Annotated in this window: 16 protein-coding genes; 12 read left to right on the top strand and 4 right to left on the bottom strand. The window is 40.7% G+C overall.

Annotated elements, in window-relative coordinates; translation table 11 throughout:
- Window positions 1-153: 153 nt before the first annotated feature.
- Window positions 154-1,734, bottom strand: a complete 1,581-nt coding sequence (locus HYD_RS00615) for a S41 family peptidase (RefSeq protein ID WP_236865280.1) — start codon at window positions 1,732-1,734, stop codon at window positions 154-156.
- 303 nt (window positions 1,735-2,037) lie between these two features.
- The gene (locus tag HYD_RS00610) at window positions 2,038-4,296 is read right to left on the bottom strand and encodes a mechanosensitive ion channel family protein (protein ID WP_236865827.1); all 2,259 of its coding nucleotides are present in this window, start codon (window positions 4,294-4,296) and stop codon (window positions 2,038-2,040) included.
- A 163-nt stretch (window positions 4,297-4,459) separates the two neighbouring features.
- Here HYD_RS00610 and HYD_RS00605 point away from each other — a divergent pair, with 163 nt between their 5' ends.
- From HYD_RS00605 to HYD_RS00575, 7 genes are all read left to right on the top strand, one after another.
- Window positions 4,460-5,113 carry a ribonuclease HII gene (locus tag HYD_RS00605; RefSeq protein ID WP_236865277.1) on the top strand — a complete coding sequence of 218 codons (654 nt, stop codon included), beginning with the start codon at window positions 4,460-4,462 and terminating at the stop codon, window positions 5,111-5,113.
- A 331-nt stretch (window positions 5,114-5,444) separates the two neighbouring features.
- Complete coding sequence (locus HYD_RS00600; RefSeq protein WP_236865276.1) at window positions 5,445-5,903, top strand: Ros/MucR family transcriptional regulator; 459 nt, start codon at window positions 5,445-5,447, stop codon at window positions 5,901-5,903.
- 51 nt (window positions 5,904-5,954) lie between these two features.
- Window positions 5,955-7,085, top strand: coding sequence for a HemK/PrmC family methyltransferase (locus HYD_RS00595; protein WP_236865274.1), 1,131 nt, complete (start codon window positions 5,955-5,957; stop codon window positions 7,083-7,085).
- Window positions 7,086-7,208: 123 nt separating this feature from the next.
- Window positions 7,209-7,778, top strand: a complete 570-nt coding sequence (gene mlaD / locus HYD_RS00590) for an outer membrane lipid asymmetry maintenance protein MlaD (RefSeq protein ID WP_236865272.1) — start codon at window positions 7,209-7,211, stop codon at window positions 7,776-7,778.
- 147 nt (window positions 7,779-7,925) lie between these two features.
- Window positions 7,926-9,407: a UDP-N-acetylmuramate--L-alanine ligase gene (gene murC / locus HYD_RS00585; RefSeq protein WP_236865269.1), complete on the top strand. Its 1,482-nt coding sequence runs from the start codon at window positions 7,926-7,928 to the stop codon at window positions 9,405-9,407.
- Window positions 9,408-9,426: 19 nt separating this feature from the next.
- Window positions 9,427-10,335, top strand: coding sequence for a UDP-N-acetylmuramate dehydrogenase (murB, locus tag HYD_RS00580; protein ID WP_236865267.1), 909 nt, complete (start codon window positions 9,427-9,429; stop codon window positions 10,333-10,335).
- Window positions 10,336-10,521: 186 nt separating this feature from the next.
- On the top strand, window positions 10,522-11,847 hold the full coding sequence (locus HYD_RS00575; protein ID WP_236865265.1) for a DNA-packaging protein: 1,326 nt from the start codon (window positions 10,522-10,524) through the stop codon (window positions 11,845-11,847).
- 59 nt (window positions 11,848-11,906) lie between these two features.
- Here the strand turns inward: HYD_RS00575 and HYD_RS00570 are convergent, their stop codons facing one another.
- Window positions 11,907-12,371: a TrmH family RNA methyltransferase gene (locus HYD_RS00570; RefSeq protein ID WP_236865262.1), complete on the bottom strand. Its 465-nt coding sequence runs from the start codon at window positions 12,369-12,371 to the stop codon at window positions 11,907-11,909.
- 168 nt (window positions 12,372-12,539) lie between these two features.
- Complete coding sequence (gene dapA / locus HYD_RS00565) at window positions 12,540-13,445, bottom strand: 4-hydroxy-tetrahydrodipicolinate synthase (protein ID WP_236865260.1); 906 nt, start codon at window positions 13,443-13,445, stop codon at window positions 12,540-12,542.
- A 306-nt stretch (window positions 13,446-13,751) separates the two neighbouring features.
- On the opposite strand from dapA, the gene trpS reads away from it, so the two are divergent.
- The 5 genes from trpS to HYD_RS00540 all read left to right on the top strand — a co-directional run bounded on the left by trpS (window position 13,752) and on the right by HYD_RS00540 (window position 19,838).
- Window positions 13,752-14,756 carry a tryptophan--tRNA ligase gene (gene trpS, locus HYD_RS00560; RefSeq protein WP_236865252.1) on the top strand — a complete coding sequence of 335 codons (1,005 nt, stop codon included), beginning with the start codon at window positions 13,752-13,754 and terminating at the stop codon, window positions 14,754-14,756.
- A gap of 77 nt (window positions 14,757-14,833) precedes the next feature.
- The gene (locus tag HYD_RS00555; RefSeq protein WP_236865250.1) at window positions 14,834-16,849 is read left to right on the top strand and encodes a hypothetical protein; all 2,016 of its coding nucleotides are present in this window, start codon (window positions 14,834-14,836) and stop codon (window positions 16,847-16,849) included.
- A 125-nt stretch (window positions 16,850-16,974) separates the two neighbouring features.
- Window positions 16,975-18,564, top strand: coding sequence for a hypothetical protein (locus HYD_RS00550; protein WP_236865248.1), 1,590 nt, complete (start codon window positions 16,975-16,977; stop codon window positions 18,562-18,564).
- A 138-nt stretch (window positions 18,565-18,702) separates the two neighbouring features.
- Window positions 18,703-18,933, top strand: a complete 231-nt coding sequence (rpmE, locus tag HYD_RS00545; RefSeq protein WP_236865246.1) for a 50S ribosomal protein L31 — start codon at window positions 18,703-18,705, stop codon at window positions 18,931-18,933.
- 290 nt (window positions 18,934-19,223) lie between these two features.
- On the top strand, window positions 19,224-19,838 hold the full coding sequence (locus HYD_RS00540) for a thymidine kinase (RefSeq protein ID WP_419469461.1): 615 nt from the start codon (window positions 19,224-19,226) through the stop codon (window positions 19,836-19,838).
- Window positions 19,839-20,014: the final 176 nt, after the last annotated feature.

Raw genomic sequence — 20,014 nt, 5'->3', positions numbered from 1 at the left:
AAACACTGGGAGTATGAATTTTCCTCAGCAAAATACCCGATTTATCGTAAGCCAACGAAATCAAAAAGCTCGCGCTCTATATACCACCTCTACAGGCCATAAACAAAAAATAACAAACAAAGCAGATAAGCTATCTCTTTCTATGCGACTGATTTATGATGCTTTTTTCATCCCGGAGCACTCTTTATTTTTGTCGAAGATCCAGAGCCCCCTCACCAATTCAACGGCGCGCATTAGCTGATAATCTTCCTTTTTTATTATCGCTGCAGCCACTCCATCAGAGCTTTTGTCTGCGCCAGAGGAGTCTCCCTGGCCCCCAGAGCTTGAGCGACCTCCATCGATACCAGGACTAACCGAAAAACCTTCAGACGCCTCTTTCCTTCCTTTTTTATATTCGGCATCAAATTTCCCTGCTATTTTATCAGCAGCGTCCTTGCTCATGTTTTCTGGCCTAAGAACACCGTGAAGGTCTTTTTCCCTGAATTTTAAGTCTTGAGACTCTTTTGAAACAACGGTGTCTTGCGAAATATATATGTCTGGCTTTATACCATTTGTTTGTATAACTTTGCCAGACGGAGTGTAAAACAAGGCAACCGTAAGGCGAACACCTCCAAGTTTCCCATTTTCACCGATAGGAACAACTCGCTGAACAGACCCCTTACCAAAAGAGTTCACGCCAACAACAAGAGCCGCTTTGTTGTCCTGAAGAGCGCCAGCCATTATCTCTGATGCAGATGCGCTTCCTTCATTAACAAGCACAACAACAGGAATATTTCCTATAACATCTTGCCCGTGAGGAGCGCTAAAAATTTGCTCCCTCATATCGCGCCCCCTAGTTGATACGACTGCCTTATCGCTGAAAAACAAACCGCACGCACTTATAGCTTGATCAAGTAATCCTCCAGGATTATTGCGAAGATCTATAACGAATCCTTTTAAGCGATTTTTAGCTTTTTTCTTTATAGAAACTATCGCGTCTTTGAGAAGAGACGTAACTTTGGAATCAAATGTCGAGATTCTTACATAGCCTATATCCCCCTCATGCAAAATGTATTTCACAGATTTAACTAATATCATCGCCCTTGTAAGTTTCTTAGTTATAATCGGGCTTCCTTCACGCTTTATCAACAAAGTGACAACTGTTCCAGGCTTACCACGCATTTTTTTCACTACGTCCAAAAATCTCATTCCCTGAACTGGGACTCCGTCTATAGCCACTATAAGGTCACGGCACATTATTCCAGCTTCCTGAGCAGGAGAAGAATCTATTGGAGATATAACTTCAATAACACCGTCTTTCGCCCCAACCTCCAAACCAAGCCCTCCGAACTCGCCGTTCACTTCATGAGACATATCCTCAAACTCTTCCCTTGTGAAATATGAGGAATGGGGGTCAAGAGAAGAAAGCATGCCATTTATAGTAGTATTGCATAAGTCTTTATAGCTAATTTCTTTGACATACTCTTTTTTAACAAATTCTGATACGGCGGAAATCAGCCCTATAGCTTCGTCTTTCGATATATCAGAAGCCGTTGTTTCTTTCTTGTTGTCGGCTTTATCCCCAGGCTCCCTATTACCATTATCCTTATCGATTTTAGCGCCACTATCTTTGATTCCGCCATCGTTTGTTTTGTTCACACTTTTCTTATCAGAGCACCCGCCACCAGAAATAGCGTCCCCACTAACGCATAAAATAGATACCAGAAACACAGATAAAAAGAGCGCAGCGTTCATGACAACACCTGAAAAAAAACCGCAAAACAACTAGTGCTAAGGATATCTCTGAAGAAAAAAAAAGTCTATGGCGCGCAGTTTAATATGTCTATACATATTCGTATATAATAGTGCTCAGAGGCAGGACAAACGGGGCCCAGCCTTCTATCTCATAGGATACGGGCCCCCCCGCGCAGATTACAGCAATAAAAGCCGAGCCATACCAAGTTTTCTCACGGAAACCACATGCCAAACTAGTACACATTAAGAAAACAGCAAGAATACTACGACAGCGATAACGCCGCAACCACACACAGAGCGCTGTCAGACCGTATTCGTCAGACTTGGCTGTAAATTCGGAATATTGTATGGAGGTATTGGCAAAGAAATGCCCTCATCATCGAATATCTGTTTCAGAATCTTGTTAAAAGCGCGCCTCACAGAGTCTTGCGTGCTCGGTATAGTCTTGATTCTCGCCTGAAATACCATAGAAAAGCTGGTCACTTCGTTCAACCCCAAAATTTCCAGAGGATTCATGACGCACCGCCCAACAGGATATGTCCTTTTCAATATTTGAAATGCTTTTTCTATACAAGAAACAACTTTCTCCTGATTTTCATCATATTTCACAGATATGCTTAAGAAAACATAAGCAAATTGACGGCTCCTGTTTATTATTATACCTATTATACCGAACGGAATTATAACCAATGCCCCGTCTCTCATTCGTATTTTAAGAGTGCGCAAACTTATGCTTTCAACTTTACCGATTTTGCTATCAACTTCGATTTCATCACCTATCATCAAATTGTTTTCTAGCACTATGAAAAAACCAGCCACAAAGTCACGAACCACCTGCTGAAATCCAAAGCTAAGACCAAACCCTATAGCGCAGATCCCAGCCCATATTCCTGAAACATTGCTAATACCCAAATGCGTAGCGACGATTGTTATAATTGGAGCCCAAACACATATACGCAAAAGAGTCCTAAGCATAGCCATAAGTGTTTTAAGTCTGCTGGCCAAAAAATTATTCTCCTGAGAATTTGAAGAGTATTTTTCTTCCACATAAAATTTAAGCGCACGGTCTCCTGTCTTTACCAAAAGATGCGCTATAGCAACAGCGAATACTGTACTTACAACTGACGATATAAGCTTTCCTTCGAATAGATAATGCAACCATGAAAACATGCTAAAGAATGCCCCGAACGCATCTAAACTGAGCAGATAAAACATCCACATCACAGAAACAGAACCATACAAAAGGTACTTTACTGTCTGCTCCACAGCGCTCCCCATAGACAAAAGCTTGCTAAGCAGATCAGGCTTTCTACGGCGATGCCATACATATACAACACGAGCACGTCGTAACAACTGTTGAATTGGGGAAAGCAAAACAATAAAAACCCCAGTTGCAACTGCTGGAAAAAGCAGCTTTGTAAACCAAGCATGCGCAAATACCCACATAACGCAGAGGACAAATGTTATAATCTTCATCAAAGAAGCATTCCGCATGCTTTTTACGCGCACCGCATCGCTTAGCTCCGTATGAAATTCGCTTATATCAATCTGGATAACATTGATGATCTTCATAATAGAAAAGCCTATTAAAATACCAGTAATATCCGACAAAGCTTCTATGCTTACGCTCGACATTCCAGTTATGACAAAAAATTTCTGAACAGCGCTATAGGAAAAATACAGCACAACAGAGCTCCGGATCCAAAAAGAAATCACCTCAGCATTACGCTCGTTTATCTTTACCACAGCCCTTTTAGGATTTTCCAACGAGAAAATCTTCGACGTCCAAAAAAACGTGAGCCAAATAAAATACATTTCAGCAGGAAGAAAGGCCCAATAATTGTATACGCTCGGCACCGCCACACGCACCGAAGTCGCTCCTATCATACTGTGTACAGGAGGAAACATGAACTTAAACAAAAGCGACAAAACAACAAACAATACAAGGTGAGGAACAAGAGGAACAGCAGAAACAGAGCTAAACACCGCAACAGACGTCACCATCGAAGCCTTTTGTCTCTTAAGAGTCCTAAGAATGGCCGAAGTCTTTTTTCTTATAACATACGCACCTATCCAAGACGTCATCGCCCCTATGCTAGCAGCAATTGCAAAACATATAGCATGCTTCGAGGCATCTTCTCCGCTCATAGCAAAAAATTTGCCATATTCACCAATATCTCGCAATCCTGTCGTAAAATTTTGCAGCTTGTTCTTTATTTGTTCGTTAATAACGTTGTCAAAAAAATCGATAATAGCAACGCCAAACTGAGCAAGTTTATCTGTTTGCTCTGTTTTTTCTTTATCAAAATCTATATCAGCAATCTCTTTAAGATCCTTTTTCACACTTTTAAGTTTTTGCTGAAATTTATCAAAAGACCTTTGCAGGTCCTCAACGTCTCTTGCAAGCTTTTTTGAGTTAGCTCCGCTGCTATTTTGCTTTTGGCTAACTCTCTTTTCCGAATTCGCAGACCTTTCTGCAAAAGCTACAGGATAAAAAAGCAGCAACGCACAAACGACAGTCCCTATACTTCGCATAATAAACTTAGACAACGTACCATACATATCGTTCAAGAGCGCAGAAAAACCGTTCTAATACTAAATCGAACCTGAGCGATTAGCAATGTTTTATCCATACGCAACCAGATATAAAGAGCGCCCATATCGAAGATTCCGATTATACTTTTTTGTCGCGCAGAGTTAAGAATTTGTTTAGAATTCTATCGTTGTGATTTGTAATAAGATTTTTTCGATGGCAAATCCAGATTTTCATATAGAGAGAGGAATTGGAGGACTCGTAGCGGGCATAGACGAAGTCGGGTATGGAGCTCTTGCGGGACCTGTTGTCGCTGCCGCCGTTGTATTTCACTCATACGATATAAGCGAAAGCCTAGCCAACAGTATAAACGATTCTAAGGTGTTGAGCGCCTCTAATAGAGTTCGAGCATATGGCATGATATCAAGTTCTTCAAGTTGCTCATATGCTGTTGGTATAGCAGAAGTCGATGAAATAAACTGTATAAACGTATTGCAGGCAACATTTCTCGCAATGAAAAGAGCGTATAAGTCGCTTTCGTCAGACGTCGGTCACCTTATAATTGACGGTAATAAAAAATCTGACATATTCGACCTCCCACACTCAACAGTTGTTTGCGCGGACAAAAAAAGCACCTCTGTCGCCGCAGCATCAATAATTGCAAAAGTTACTCGAGATAAAATGATGGCCGATCTTGGAGAGTTATATCCGCAATTCAATTGGAAAAAAAACAAAGGATACGGGACAAAAGAACACATGGGAGCAATCCTAACTCACGGACCAACAGAATTACACCGTAGATATTACAAACCTTTTATCAATTTTTCAGAAAATATCATCATGTAATATTTTTTGTAACGAACTTTATTATAGGCTAAGAATGTATATTGTCTTGTGTTAAATAATTGTTTTACAAAAACAAATATTTAACATAGCTTAACACAAATTTCTAAAAAGGTAAAAATTCTGCCAAAGAATACTTTATGTCGTTTTATTTCGATATAATCAATCTCATTACACGATATTATATAGGATTTTCTTTCTTTCATCCCTAAGCATAAACGAAATTTTAACGCTTTTAGAAAAAATGATGAATATATTCAAACTTTTTCTTGTTTTATGGGATAAGATGTGTTACAAAGAACTGAGCATACATTAAATAAACAAAGGAATAAACATGATGCAAAATTCTTCCCCATCTCTTCCAAAAGAGAATGAAAAAGTGCTAGAGGTTCTTGGAAGTGTAGTATCTGCATACTTATCTAACCCGGGGAACGCGATCCCGAGCTCTTCAATTGCGGACGTAATTCACAGCGTATACGCAACTATCACAAACCTTGATAAAAGTACGCAGAAAAAGAACATAAAGCAGGCTCCAGTTCCAATTGAAGAGTCTGTTACGCCTGGGTATATAATATGCCTCGAGGACGGCAAAAAGCTCAAAATGCTTAAAAGGCATTTAAGAACATCTTATGGCCTAACTCCTGACTCATATAGAGAGCGCTGGGGTCTTCCGGTTGACTATCCGATGGTAGCGCCTGATTATGCCGAGAAACGCAGCAGACTCGCGACGCAAAATGGTCTTGGAAAAACAAGAGCTAGAGCTTACAGAAGACCAGCGAGCGCAGTTGGCTGATTATAGGATCGCCGTCTGGGCGACGGTTTTATAGGGGAGGAGCTGCGGCGCATGGGCGCATATAGCTTGTTCAAGCTCATAAAAGACGTTGAAGATTTAGCCAGTAGTTCTGGTCTGTTTTCTTGCGGTTGCGGTTTTGCCGAGTGCCATTGTTTCCGCGGCAATCAGTCTCTGGGGCTTCGAACTGATATCGGAGAGTGCGGCCGCGGCGAGAGAGTAAATGCTGAAGGCGCGAAACCTGAGGCTAGAGGTGCGAATGATTATTGTTTTATTTTTTCTCGGGCTTTTGTTCGCGACGCTCTCGGTGATTTTTCGTTCCGTCGAGCCGTGTGTTTCGGCGTCGACAGGCCTCAGGCAGATCATGTGCTCGCGCTTGTCCGAATATGCTCTTGTCATAGAATCTCGTTGGCAAGGCTTCTTGGTAGGAAATGCTTCTGGGATCGCGATTTTCTTATTACAAAAGATACGCTTGAACCTAGGCCAGAGACAGAAGGGCTTGTAGAAAAAGCAGCAAAGTTTCTCAGGGAAAAAAATAGCAAGATTTACAAGAATCAGACACGTTCAGAGAATAATTACCTTGAGCAATGTATAACTTGCAGACACGATGTTTCAAAGCCAGTTAGCCAAAACCAACAGAAAACGGCGCAAAAAGCAAACCCCAATATCACAAGCTCTGTTATACGTGTCGCAGACTGCGGAACCGGGTGCGGTTGTATATTGATAAGCCTACTTTCTGAAATTCCAAATGCAAATGGAATTGGTATAGACATATCGAGCGGCGCGATATCGACCGCTGTAAAAAACGCCTCAGACGCAGGAGTTTCAGACAGAGCTGAATTTGTTTTTGGATCTTGGGAAAATAGTTTAGTTGGAGAATTTGACTGCATAGTAAGCAATCCCCCATATATAAAACGTAATAGCATCTCAGGGCTGGACGATAACGTAAGATTATGGGATCCGTCTATTGCTCTTGATGGAGGAGATGATGGGCTTGAATCGTACAGGCGCTTAATCCCTGTGATCGCTAGGCACCTTAAAAATGAAGGAGCCGCGTTTCTGGAAATCGCACATGATCAAGCGGACCACGTTTTTTCTATCGCGTCAAAATTTTTTGAAAACATTTGTATAGATAAAGATGTATTCGGAAATGATCGATATTTATCACTCTACAGAGAAAAATAAGCGCACGGAAAAATGTATGTATAGCTTTTCTACATGATTAGAACGTACATAATTTACCAGTCTATTGCCTATAGAATTTTCGCATGATAGTCTTCACACTAGACTGTGTGACTGGCAAAATCAATGAAAAACGGCAGAAGCATGCTAGAACTTGCAGTTGGCATTATCGTCATCTGCACGGTTATGGTCGCTGTTTTTTTTTCGTTCTCAGAGTTTTCGCAAAAAGCTGGAGACACATATACTCTTAATGCAGACTTTGATTCTGTTAGTGGCCTGCGAGAGGGAAGCCCTGTGAAGATCAGCGGAGTAACGGTTGGTTTTATAAAGTCCATACGTGTGGACACGAGAAAATACTCTGCCGTGGTTAGCTTCTCTGTTAGAAAAAATATCCATATACCAAAGGACAGCACTGTTTCTGTATCTAGCGAAAGCTTGCTTGGAGGGAAAGTGTTGACTATAGCTCCGGGAAACGATTCAGAAATATTTTCTGACGGAGACACCATATACAAAACACAATCGTCAATGAATATTGAGGACTTGCTTCAGAAATACATGTTCAGCGGAGAACAAAAACGCGAACAAGAGCCGCTTAGTCATGATAGCGAAACAATATCCCCGCCTCCAACTTCGGACTTGCCTAAAGATCGCCAACAGCGTCAACAGGAACCCTCTGCGAAACCTGGCTTTGATTAAGTTTGGCATGGATTAAACCTCTCATAATAAGCGCGCGGACAGGTTCATGTGCACATGCGTCAAATAAGCGCATAAAGAGAATCTTGCAAGCCCCTTTTTTTGCATGAGTTCTAACCAAAAACTAGCGCATAGGCATGGCGCGAAAGTTTGTATAATGCTAAAATTCCGCATGGCGCGTGGACATTTTTTGATTTTATGGTGGGGTGGAATAAGTTGCATATGATAGGAATAGGCGGGATAGGAATGAGCGCCTTGGCCAATCTGTGCAAAAGAAAAAATCTTTGCATACAAGGAAGCGACGAAAAGTGCAGCGGATATGTTATAGACTCTTTGCGCGCTTCAGGAGTCCATGTGTTCACAGGTCACGAAAGCGGAAGAATAGATAAAGACATAGATGTGATCGTGGTTTCGTCCGCAATAGATAAAGATAATCCAGAAATTTCTGATGCTCTTAGGCTAGGGATCCCCGTTATCCATAGATCAGACTTGCTAAAAAAAATACTCTCCGGATACAACGTAATAGCGATAAGCGGCACTCATGGCAAAACAACAACAACCTCTCTAATGGGACACGTACTTGATTGTGCAGGACTAGATCCAACCATACTAAGCGGAGGGATAATGGAACGATATAAGTCAAATGTTCGCGTTGGATCTAGCAAATGGGCAGTCGTAGAAGCAGATGAATCCGACAAAAGCCTGCTGAATTTCGAAAAAATAAGCTATTCGATAGTCACAAACATAGAGCCAGAACACATGGAAAATTATGACAACTGCTTCGAAAACGTTAAACGCACATGCAAAGAGTTTTTAGAAAAAGCAACAGTTGCTTCTATATCGTGTAACGATGATCCGTGCGCCCGCAGCGTCCTAGAATCAACATCGCAAACAGCAACCGGCTCTTCTATTTCATATGGAATAGCCGTTGGCTCTGATGTCGAAGCGAAAAACATTGTATATTCTAAAAAAGGAACAAGATTCGATATATTTTTCAGAAAAAGCCAAGAAACCTGGCCAGATATTGACGTAGGCCTTTATGGAGAGCACAACGTACTAAACGCTCTTTCTGTAGTCGCCACAGCAAAAAGTATCGGCATAGAGTATGACTGCGTAAAGCTTGCTCTCGCACAGTTTCGAGGAGTTGGAAGAAGAATGACCGTCCTTGGACTCTCAGATAACCTATTGTTCGTCGATGACTACGCTCACCACCCGACAGAAGTTCGGGCAGTAATAAGCTCTCTGCGCCAAAAAGAACCAGAAAACAAACTGCTGGCTGTGTTTCAACCGCACAGATACTCCAGGTTAAAAAACAACCTGGATGAGTTTGCGCTCGAACTTTCAAAAGCAGACGACATCATACTGCTTCCAGTATATAGCGCCGGGGAAGCAGAAATAGCACGAGTAAATTCTTTTGAACTGTGGAAACGCCTTAGATCTATTGGTAAAAATAGCTTAATTCTGGAAAAACAAACGAACAACGTTCTGCGCTTGCACGACGCCATACTAGATATAACCAGCAGCAGCAGCAACCAAAAGTATACCGTCGCTTTTCTAGGAGCGGGAGACGTTTCAGAAACAGGAAGATCTGTCGCTATGAGTTTTATTAATAGGCCACCCTTGAATACTTAATATTTATAGGTAAGATAACATGGACAATATCTCTTCCTTATATCTGTCAAAATTTGGCTTTCTAGAAAAACATGTAGACCTCACGTCATACACCGGATTCAGAACAAAAAGTTACGCATCCGCCATGTTCATACCAAGCGGAGTCGAAGGACTTTGTTTCTTGATTCGCAATAAATCTGACTTTGAATGTATAACGACCATAGGGGCTGGGTATAATTTGCTCATACGAGACGGAGGAATCAAAGGATTGACAATGTCTCTCGGCAACAACTTCGGAAAAATTTCGTTTCGGCGTTCGGAAAATTTTACAGATATTGATGTTGGCGCGAGCGTAAAATCTTGCGAGTTTGCTTCAGAGTGCCAAAAACAAGGCTTGTCCGGAGCGGAATTTTTATCTGTAATCCCTGGAACAATCGGAGGAGCGCTCTATATGAACGCAGGATGCTTTGGTGCTGAAATATCGCAAATCGTACTCAACGTCCATCTTGTTACAGACGAAGGGAAAACATATACAATCAGCGCAGATGATATAAAATATGGATACCGGTCGAGCAGCATTCCGAGCGACTGGATAATAGTCGGAGCTACGTTTCGTTGCACGAGCTCTAGCATAGAAAGCGTCTCCCATACAGTAAAAAAGCTAAGAGAAAAAAAACTGTCTACCCAGCCCACATGCGGTCTTTCATGCGGAAGCGTCTTTAAAAATCCTACGAGACATTGTGCATGGAAAATAATAGATGAACTTGGGTTCAGAGGAGCTTCACTAGGAGGAGCAAAAGTAAGCGAAAAACATTCTAATTTCCTAGTTAACACTGGTAAAGCAAAAGCAAGCGACATAGAACAGCTTGGAGAAAAGATACGAAAGGAAGCGGCCTCACGATTGGGAATACACTTAGAGTGGGAAATACAGCGACTCGGAGAGTTCTAAGCGTAAACTTGAAGCACCCTCAATACCAATAAAAGTGTCCTTTTTTAAACTCGCAGGTTTTTCGCACTCATTTCTCTCCATTTCTCTCATTTTGCATATGTCTTTTAAAGAATTTTGCAAAATATTTTGTTTAGCAAATCTGGCGGTGCATATAATTTTATTATGAGGAATTTTGCAGAGCACAAAATGGATAAAAATCGAGCAGAATCAATGATCAAATTATTGCGTCGAGAACAATCTAGAAGGGTAGAAGTTGCGCTCAGATATGATTGGCACGCTAACGCAAGGCAAAACCAAAAAGAGCCAAAAGGAGACTGGCGTATATGGTTAATCCTCGCAGGACGTGGTTTTGGAAAAACTAGGACCGGTGCGGAAACAATACGTTCTTGGATATCGTCCGGAAAATGTAAGAGAATTTGCCTTCTCGGAGAAACATTTGATGATGTGCGCTCTGTTATGATAGAGGGGCAAAGCGGCCTTCTTTCTGTCTTTCCAGACGATGAAAGACCGACATATTTACCCTCTCTTAGAACGCTAATATGGAAAAATGGAGCAATAGCAACCGGATATAGCGCGCAAGCATACCAACAGCTTCGAGGCCCTCAATTTGATGGGGCATGGATAGACGAACTTGCCAAATTTAGCTATGCCGACGAAGCATTCAATCAACTGATGTTTTGCATGAGGCTCGGAAAATCGCCAAAAACCGTAATTACTACAACACCGCGCCCATCAAGCCTAATACGAAAACTTTCCTGTATGCCAGATGTTTTTGTTACAACTGGAAGCACATTTGAAAACCAAGCAAATTTGTCTGAAAGCTATATAGACTCCATGAAAAGGAATTATCTTGGAACAAGAATAGGGGCGCAAGAGCTTGAAGGACAAATTCTAAACGAAAATAATGGCGCGCTATGGAGGCCTAGCTTTTTTAAGTATATAGAGCGCTCGTCCACTAGTCTATCAGAGCATTCCAAACCAACACCTGATGCTGAGCATACACAAGAAATGAAGCGAGTTGTTATAGCTGTAGACCCGGCAGTCACCTGCAATGAGGACAGTGACGAGACTGGAATAATAGTCGCTGGATTAGATAACACAGGAACGATACACATACTCGACGACCTTAGCGGGAAGTTCAATTCTACTCAATGGATATCTGATGTTGCAGCTGCGTTTGAACGTTATTCAGCAGATAAAGTCATAGCAGAAGTAAACAACGGCGGCGACCTTGTAGAACAACTTTTGCATACATTATATCCAAATATTCCATATAAAGCAGTCAGAGCCATGCGCGGAAAATACGTGAGAGCAGAACCTATAGCGGCTCTTTATGAGCAAGGAAGAGTGATTCACGCAAAAAAGTTTCCAATTCTTGAAGAACAGCTTTTATCCTATACTCCAGATAGCAAAAATTCTCCAGACAGGCTTGACGCTCTTGTGTGGGCAGCCACAGAGCTCGCATTTAACAAACCAACCGAAAACAATTTCAAAATATGGCAAATACTATAGATATAACTATAGATATAAGTCAATAAAATTTAATACATATTTATGTTTGTACATAAAAATTAACTGCTTGGATGAGGCAATGCATCGGTCTGCCTTAATGCCTCCGACAAAACTATCGCTGCACACACATGCACATTAAGCGACCGCGCTCTTTGCGATATTGGTACATTAACTATAGAGTCTGAATATGAAATCTCTAGCTCGCCGAGCCCAACGCTTTCAGATCCCAAAAGAAGCGTATCAGAATTCTCGAATTTGAATTCATGATACGCTATACCTTTTCTGGCAGCTGTGGCAATTATTCTCCCCTTCCCTCTTCTTTTAATAAATTCCCCCCAAGATGGACGAATTTCATATTCTGCAATTTTTTTATAGTCCATAGCAGATCTATTCAAATATTTATCGCTCCACAAAAAAGAAAAAGGACCGATAAATTCAGCCTTAACGTCAAAGCACGCGCATATTCTCAAAATAGCGCCAACATTTTGAGGAATCTCTGGCCGACAAAACGCAACACAAACCATAATAAAAATCTCTCTAAAATCAAAGAAAAAAAATCATAAAACAGCTTGGCTCGCGCAGACTTTATAACAATTTCTCATATAGAATGCAATTTTTCTATATTCTAAAAATCCCCTGCAGGCCATTGCAGATTTTCAATTATTTATATCTTGTTTTTATCTTTTCAACCCTCAGCAACACTTTTTATTCAAGCAGCTATTGCATAATCCAAGAGAAGCAAGCTCTTCTTTTATTATACTTTTACATTCGCAAGATATTGGACCAAGCGGAAGCCTTGTATGCGGCTCGGCAAATCCCATCATATATAGCGCATACTTAACAGGTATTGGGCTTGGACTCATAAACATAGCGGCGCACAGTTTTCTAACAGAGATAGCGGTTTTATGAGCTTTATCTATGTCTTTATCATTCCAACATTTCCAAATTTCTTTAAATTGCATCGGTGCGACACCAGCGGTAACAGATATGATTCCGGTTCCTCCGCATGAAAGGAATGGCAAAAACAAAGAGTCTTCGCCGCACAACAGCGAGAACCCTCTTTTCATGAACGATGATATCTCTAAAGTTCTAGAAAGATCTGAGGTTGAGTCCTTAAGGCCAACTATACGAGGCAACTCCATCAATCTTTTCACAGTATCTATAGCAATACCAACGCCCGCCCTACCTGGATTACTATATATTACTATAGGAATATTCGTTGCATCATGAATATCTTTGTAAAATTGATATATCCCTTCTTGCGATGGTTTCACATAAAATGGTGAAACTATAAGAGCTGCGTTAGCGCCGGCTTTTTCAGCACTTTTCACGAGATTTATAGTTTCTGGCGTTGTTGCAGCTGCTGCTCCTGCGATCACTTTCGCCCTCTTCCCACACACTTCAACGCAAATTTCTATGAGCCTTCTTTGCTCATCGGCGGAAAGACACAAAAACCCACCGGTGGTTCCGCATGGAACAACTCCGTCAACTTTATCCCCGCAAAGCCAATCTATATATTTCTCAAAAGCGCTCCAGTTTACAGCTCTATCAGCAAGCATAAATGTTGGGACAGCGACGCTAACTCCATTAAAAGACATGCTATTATCTCCTGTGTAATGGATTGTTTACAGGCGAATTGTACAAGCTTGAGCGAGCACCTATCAAGTTTCGTATTTTACATATGCATAATATAAATTTGTATTAACATTGTTTAGCCGTTGAATAAATGAAAAATAAAGTTCGATAGTACTAATTTAAGCATAATTATAGAAAAAGCTCAGGCACAAATTTTGTATTTTATTTGTATGAGCATAGATGAAAATTTTCAATCAAAATGTTATTTGCAAACTTTAGTCTGATATTTATATACTTTCATAAACACGTTTAGATATTTTGTAAACCACATGGAAATTGAGAAAAATAAGGTTATGTTGACAGGAGATAGGCCTACCGGCGCTCTTCATCTAGGGCATTATGTGGGATCTTTGCTAAGTAGAGTGGAAATGCAGAGCAAGTTTGATTCATACATAATGGTCGCCGATGCGCAGGCCCTCACGGACAATTTCTCTACTCCAGAAAAAGTCCGAGCAAACGTATACGAAGTTGTAAAAGATTACATAGCTGTTGGAATAGACCCTAAAAAAGCCACAATTTTCGTGCAGTCACAAGTTCAAGAGCTTGCAGAATTAACATTTTATTATCTTAATTTAGTGACGATAAGCAGACTTGAGCGCAATCCAACAGTAAAAAGCGAGCTGCAACAAAAAGAGTTCGGACAAAGCATTCCAGCAGGATTTCTTTGCTATCCTGTGAGCCAAGCAGCTGACATAACTGCGTTTAAAGCAGAAATAATACCTGTTGGAGAAGATCAGCTTCCATTAATTGAAACGTGCAACGAAATCGTGCGTAAATTTAACCGAATATATAGAGCTGAGATCCTCTTAGAGGCTAAAGCTAGCCTAAGCAGGGAAGCGCGCCTTATAGGCATAGATGGCAAGCAAAAAGCGAGCAAATCTCTTGGAAACGCTATTATGCTGTGCGATGAAGAAGACGTCGTAAAAGAAAAAGTGTTTTCTATGTTCACAGATCCAAACCATATACATGTGAACGATCCTGGCAATGTTGAAGTTAATGTAGTGTTTACATATCTTGACGCGTTTCATGATGACCGCGATGAAATCGACACACTTAAACAAAAGTATCGAAAAGGCGGACTAGGTGATAAGGTCATAAAGTCTCTTTTAAATGATACGCTTCAGAAAATCCTTTTTCCTATACGAGAGCGCAGAAAAAGCATAACAAAAAATCAGATAGACGAAATATTGATTGCTGGAACAGAAAAATCTCGAGCAGTTGCCGCAGTCACTCTATCGCAAGTTAAGGGGGTTATGGGGCTTAGCTATTGGTAGGCTCGATCGCTCGGTGAATTGGTTTGATATTAGGTTAACTCACCGATTAATAAAAGCGTTTGATTGGGTTCTCTTATGTGATAGCATCGCTTTGTATTGCTCTTGAAAAGGTGTTTATGCTGCAAAGTTCTGTGATTAGGATCAGAAAAATAGCTAAAGAATTATTTGTTCATAAATTTTTGTCATCAAAATGGTTATGTCTTTCTGTTTCTCTTTTTTTATTTTCGTGGCTTAGCTATGAAATTTTATATAGAGCATTTTTCCATTTCAATATTTTTTATGAAGGATATACGTATTACATCCTTCAGCAAGGAGCTGAACCCACGGCGCTCTTCTTGAGCGCTTATTATGTGATCTTGCATAAAATCGGCTGTATGTTCAAACATTTCGTGCTTATTTACAGATTTTTGACTTTTGGGATGATAGTTGCAAGCTCTACTTTTATGGCATGGAGCACATTCAGATATGCTTCATTAACTAATAATTTAGGATTTTTTAAACGGGATGGAGAAGGAGAAAAAAACAGAGATTTTGCGTCTGCTTTGTGTTTTGTATTGATAGTTAACATACTGTCGTTATTTTATTACATGCATCTCATACAAACCCCTTCTTATTACACATTTTCAACATGTGGAACGTATTTATGGATGGGATGTATGATGTTGTATCTGCGCTCCTCAAAACCATTTTCTAGAGCTGTACACATGGTAGGAGCTGCTTTTTCTGTTTTTGTTCTATTTCTTGGACGCCCGGTTACTGGCGTAGCTATGATTGTGTGGAGCCCTATAATGATAGTCTCTTTTGCCATGATTTATTATGTGGGCGATGAGAGAAGACGTATGCTCGCTCAAGCGTGGAAGGATTCGGCTGTTTTCTTCTTGTCCAGTCTGTTTATAATAGTCGCTCACATAGCGCTGTGCTACAACATTTACACTAACATGTACCAGCTTTACATAGCGGAGATGTCTGCTATGCATGGCGGAATGTTCGAGCGCTATCTGAGTGATTTTAAAGAGCTAATAGCGCGTTATCATCCTATTATTTTCAGCGCGGTGACCTTTAGCATAGTAATTACAAAGCGCAGCTTTAAGCGCCATACTCACATGGCGGTGTGGATATTGTCTATGTGCGCGGCATACTTTTTCACGCTTGTTTTTCTAGACACGAAGAAGCTTCTCTATGTGTGGAAATATTTGAAGCCGTCAAAAGTGTTCTGGCAGCGGGAAATGATGGCTCGGATGGCTTCTGTCATAGCCATCATCTCATCGTTCACATGTTTTTCTTGGTACCTCAGAAAGTCCGATGACGAGGGGCAGGAAAAATCGAAAATAGAAAGAATAGAAAGAGCTAAGTTCATTAAGGGCAGAGCATTTATTTTAGTTTCATCGCTGTCGGCAACGTTTTTATCTGCGTTTGGCAGCGCGGCTAGGCTCAGTTGGATTATGGCGTTTTCTATGGGATCATTAGCTCTTCCAATCGTAGTAGCTGCGTTTGACTATACTCGCTCGTTCACTAAAAAACGGTGGATAATTATGCTAATGGCCGTGGTTTTTTCGTCATATATAGGAGCGTTTATATCTGTATTCAAAGAATTCGGCCATAACTCAATAATGCACGATAAGGATTTTGGAACTGTTCCTATACGAAGCCCGTATTTGAAGAAAATAAAAATATTTAAACTAACCAGCAATTGCATTGATAAGTTGTGCCTAACTCTTGCGACCAATGGTTTTGATTTTGAAAAAGATCGTATTTTCGCTCCGTACCTTGCTGGGTTTGTCTCGGCTATAGGGGCAAAATCGTTCGGATGTTTATTTCAATTCTATTTAAGCAAAGATAGCCGGCAAGACAGCTTTGATAAATTCAGCCTCGCGTTTTTAGAGCTAGAAAAAGGAAAGGATATCAGACATGTCTATATTCTTCAGTCTGAGAAAGAAAGAATAGGAAAAACGGTGATCAATTATCTGGGCGGAGTTATTGAGCCATGTGAAAATATGAAAAAAGTATTAATTGGAAGCGGGCCGAGAGACAATAATGTAGAATATGGAGCAAGAATGTTTCTTGTTGGTCCATATAAAGTGAGGAAGAAATGATTGTCCCTTATGCTTTAGAAAAGTTTCGTATTGTCATCTCTATTTATTGCTCCATAGCATGTTGCATCTGTTGGATACGCGACGCGCAAGCGACCACAATAACAGACCTAGGAAGCCGCTATGTAATGCAGGAAAAAAACAGTAACGGTCAGGACGTTTACGTTGTTATAGATAAAAATGGAGGAGGAATAACGCACATAGGAAGCGCATCTCCGAAAACACTGTTTAATAACGCATTTTCTGACGGAGAAGGATTTCCTGGGTTTTCAATAAAATATTGGAATTCTAAGGGAAAAGAATTTCAGCTTACGAAACATGACATTATTGGCGACATAACCATATCAAAAAATGACGAAACCGGAAGCCTCACATTTTCATATAAACTCAGAAACAAAAAAGACCCGACCGGCAGACAGTTCTCGCTTGTTAGAACTATTACCCTTCCAAGCGGAAACAACTGTGTGGCGTGCGAGGTGTATAATCTTCTATACCCACAAGGAAGCAGCAGATCTGTCGATCTACTTATGGCAGAAATATTAAGTCCTTCTGTGCGTGCGTCAGGAGACACAAAACCTCTTTTCATTCCATCAGAATACATTTGCGCAAGCGTTGGGCAAACAAATCCGTATATCAACTATATCGACTGCCATGCAAAAACCTACCGCAGGTCTGAAGCTATGTTCTGTCCTCGCGCAGCAGTCATCAGCGGGCTTTTAAATGGGACAGAAGTAGCAGATAACTCGAAAAACCAGCAAATATTGAGAGCTCTACCAATAATAAACGACATGTCAGCCTATTCCCAAAAGGAGGAATTATACGACATAAATAATTATTCGATCATTGACAAGGCTTCTTCGTATACAGAAACAAGATCTAGCGTCCCTTTTGGTCTTCTTTTATGTTGTGAAGATGATGCAACAACCAACAGCAAAAACATAGACAAAAGTTATGCCATAACAGTTCCATCGAGAAAGTGGCTGTCCTCACGCGTGCTTATTGCTGTTGATAGCGGCGCATACAATACACAGAAAGTTTTTTCTGCTTTATGGAACGAAACATATGCACAAAATTTAGATACCTCGCAGGCCAAGCCTAACAACAGCTCAATAACAAGCGAATTCCCTGAAGATTTAGATGATTTAGATATAGAGACCGTTAAAAATAGCTCTTCTTTATCGAAAAACCTCTCCTCTTCAAGTCGCACAAAAATAGCTTCCCAATCTATCAGAACAAATAAAAAAAATATAAAAAATGCAAATAGCTCTGTGCAAGAGCTAACAGAAAGCGCCGCCCTTTGCGACCAACTTGGAATTTTGCATCCCGAACAAAATGAGCAGAGCGAAACAGATATTAAAAATCGGTCAAGCGCCGCTAAAACTGTTAAATTAAAAAATAAAAAAATTAGAAAAAGAAATATTGTTCTGGTAAATCATAGTGGTTTCTTCAACCCAGCTGAAGTTTCACTCAAGGAAAAAAGTGCCTGGCCAGAGAAATATAAAGAGCGAAAAAGAATGAAGATGAGAGAGAGAATTCGCGAATGGTCTCATCGGATGATATGTTTCGCAAAAAAGAATTTTCATAAGGATTCTAGAAGAAGAGCTGGAACGGATCGATCTCCTATATTACTGAAAAAACGGCTGGAGTCTCAGAGGATGCCACAAAAAAGAACAAAATACACACAGAAAAAACTTTGCAACGCAGACGTCGATGAATGAACGCCTATCGATTTTAATATCTCTGGTCCAATAGAAGGTTTTTCTGGTTTTCTCACAACGCGCTCGCTAAGAATACTGTCTTCTTAGCATGAGCAAACTGTGCTATACTCCGTTCAGGCAGTCTTTGGAGATATTGCAATGAAAAAAGGAATTCATCCGGATTATCACACGATAAACGTTGTTATGACTGATGGCACAAAATTTCAAACAAAGTCCACATGGGGGAAAGAGGGCGATACTTTAAACCTTGAGATAGATCCAAAAACGCACGTGGCTTGGACAAAGGAACAGCACCTAATAGAAAAAGGTCAATTAGCCAGGTTTAGACAAAAATTTTCCGGATTACAGTTTGGCACTCCAAAAAAATAGCAAATAAAGCAATCTGTTAAAATAAGCTTTAACTGCTCGGAGTGTTGTATTAGAGACTAAGCGCGCTTACTTATTATAATACAGTATGTGTGGGAAGAGCTCGCCATAGTTTGCCTGTTGTTTCTCAGCACTGAATTGGCTTATGTTGATGACAGCACTTTTTATTGGTTCTTTTGTGCAACAGTCTCTGTTAGGTTCCATATAACGACCGTGGCCACACGTGTATTTCCTGGATTTTTTTGTCAACTGCTGCTATCATCATGGTTTATGGGATGTTGAATTTTTTCCCCGTGTCTAGGCTCGTTTTTTATTATTCCGCGATGAATGCAGGAAAAACCACGGCCCTTCTGCAAACTAATTATAACTACAGGGAATGCGGCATGAACACTTTGTGTTTTTTGCCAAGTTTAATCACCGACAGAATAGGCAGCGAAAAAATTATATCTCGTATAGGAATAGAGTCTCCTTGCATATCGTTTAATAATGAGTTTAGATTTGATCACTTCGTTATGGAATCGCAAGAAAGCCAGAGCATCTCATGCGCCCTCATAGACGAGGCCCAATTTCTTACGAAAAGCCAGGTTTGGCAGCTATGCTATATTGCTGATTACTTAAATATTTCTGTGCTGACGTACGGACTTCGCACAGATTTTCAAGGGAATCTCTTTGAGGGAAGCAAGCACCTGCTCGCTTGGGCCGATGAGATAGAAGAAATAAAAACAGTCTGTTTTTGCGGGAAAAACGCGACAATGGTGGTCAGACTAGATCAGGATGGAAACGCCGTAACTAATGGTGAACAGCTAGACCAGGCAGGAAGTAGATACGTATCATTCTGTAGGAAACATTATCGCGAATCAGTTCAGGATGGCGGTTTGTCGACGCGCGCAATGTTTTCAGTGAGATAAAAAAGCCTCATGTCTCATGACAACAACCAGCCTCGCCAACACAGCAAAGTTAAGAAGCGGCGCATCAGCTCATTATGCATAGGCCACCCTACACACTTACAGTAAACACGCGCCGAAAGACCGGGCTCCCGCATGTAAAGCACTCTTATCGACCAGCCACCCAGTATAGAGTTCCC

The organism is Candidatus Hydrogenosomobacter endosymbioticus (assembly GCF_021654655.1).
Classification (GTDB): Bacteria; Pseudomonadota; Alphaproteobacteria; order Holosporales; family GW7; genus Hydrogenosomobacter; species Hydrogenosomobacter endosymbioticus.
The sequence above is the reverse complement of the archived record's forward strand: the minus strand, read 5'-3'. Positions and strand labels throughout refer to the sequence as shown.

Excerpts from the sequence above, each read along its gene's own strand:
- mlaD (WP_236865272.1), top strand. The coding sequence starts at position 7,209 with ATGAAAAACGGCAGAAGCATGCTAGAACTTGCAGTTGGCATTATCGTC.
- HYD_RS00595 (WP_236865274.1), top strand. The coding sequence starts at position 5,955 with ATGGGCGCATATAGCTTGTTCAAGCTCATAAAAGACGTTGAAGATTTA.
- HYD_RS00615 (WP_236865280.1), bottom strand. The coding sequence starts at position 1,734 with ATGAACGCTGCGCTCTTTTTATCTGTGTTTCTGGTATCTATTTTATGC.
- HYD_RS00600 (WP_236865276.1), top strand. The coding sequence starts at position 5,445 with ATGATGCAAAATTCTTCCCCATCTCTTCCAAAAGAGAATGAAAAAGTG.
- HYD_RS00610 (WP_236865827.1), bottom strand. The coding sequence starts at position 4,296 with ATGTATGGTACGTTGTCTAAGTTTATTATGCGAAGTATAGGGACTGTC.
- dapA (WP_236865260.1), bottom strand. The coding sequence starts at position 13,445 with ATGTCTTTTAATGGAGTTAGCGTCGCTGTCCCAACATTTATGCTTGCT.
- HYD_RS00570 (WP_236865262.1), bottom strand. The coding sequence starts at position 12,371 with ATGGTTTGTGTTGCGTTTTGTCGGCCAGAGATTCCTCAAAATGTTGGC.
- murB (WP_236865267.1), top strand. The coding sequence starts at position 9,427 with ATGGACAATATCTCTTCCTTATATCTGTCAAAATTTGGCTTTCTAGAA.
- trpS (WP_236865252.1), top strand. The coding sequence starts at position 13,752 with ATGGAAATTGAGAAAAATAAGGTTATGTTGACAGGAGATAGGCCTACC.
- HYD_RS00575 (WP_236865265.1), top strand. The coding sequence starts at position 10,522 with ATGGATAAAAATCGAGCAGAATCAATGATCAAATTATTGCGTCGAGAA.
- HYD_RS00550 (WP_236865248.1), top strand. The coding sequence starts at position 16,975 with ATGCAGGAAAAAAACAGTAACGGTCAGGACGTTTACGTTGTTATAGAT.
- rpmE (WP_236865246.1), top strand. The coding sequence starts at position 18,703 with ATGAAAAAAGGAATTCATCCGGATTATCACACGATAAACGTTGTTATG.